Genomic DNA, 700 nt, shown 5'->3' with positions numbered 1-700 from the left:
CACAGAAGATGACCCACGACACAACCACCCCAGCAGGAAACACCCACCAAGACGATCAACCATCGAAGGAACCCCACCCGGGCCGGCCACCCTTCCAGGCGTCCTGCATCCCGTTCGTCGGGGCAACTCCCCCAGTCTACCTCGCCCAAACCGTGGTCCGGGCCAAGAAGCTCTGTAGGAGTCTGCGTCCCTTGAGGCCGGGCCGCCTTCCGGCGTTCCGTTCCCTCGCGGGCAGGAAGAACGTTACGTGCCCGGCACCAACCCGTCAAATTGCGGTAACTTGCCTCGAAGCCCCAGCTCAGAGGCTGGTTTCGCGCCGCTGTGCAGCGGCCCGTGACCAGACCGTGATCACCACTTCCGGCTCGCCGGACGCATTGGTCGACGCAGTCACAGGAGCTCGCGGAGCACGCCCCATGGCGTGGCGTCCATTCGCAACCAAGCAAGTCCCGCGCCGGCCCTCCGAAGGAGTCCATCGATCACTTCGAGCCGACGCATCGGCTGCACGTCGGGGCTCACCGTACGGGGTTCGAGCGGCCGAAGACGTGACCGCGTGTGCGGATCGACAGCCGGTCGACGTCGTTCCGAGCGCTGGAGAGTGACCGTCCGGCCGAGCGACGGGCGACTGCGCCCAGCCCGAGGCCGAACAGCCCCATCAGCGCGATACCCGCGCCGGAGAGCACGACCGCGCGCAGCACGCCCG

General features: G+C 67.6%; 1 protein-coding gene. It reads right to left on the bottom strand.

Annotated elements, in window-relative coordinates; genetic code table 11:
* Positions 1–512: 512 nt before the first annotated feature.
* Positions 513–700, bottom strand: a 188-nt coding sequence (locus ACFFNX_RS51835) for a hypothetical protein (RefSeq protein ID WP_378213876.1), incomplete at its 5' end; no start/stop codon positions are given.

The sequence above is a fragment of the Actinoallomurus acaciae genome (assembly GCF_042429965.1).
Classification (GTDB): Bacteria; Actinomycetota; Actinomycetes; order Streptosporangiales; family Streptosporangiaceae; genus Actinoallomurus; species Actinoallomurus acaciae.
This window is presented reverse-complemented; position numbering and strand designations above follow the sequence as displayed.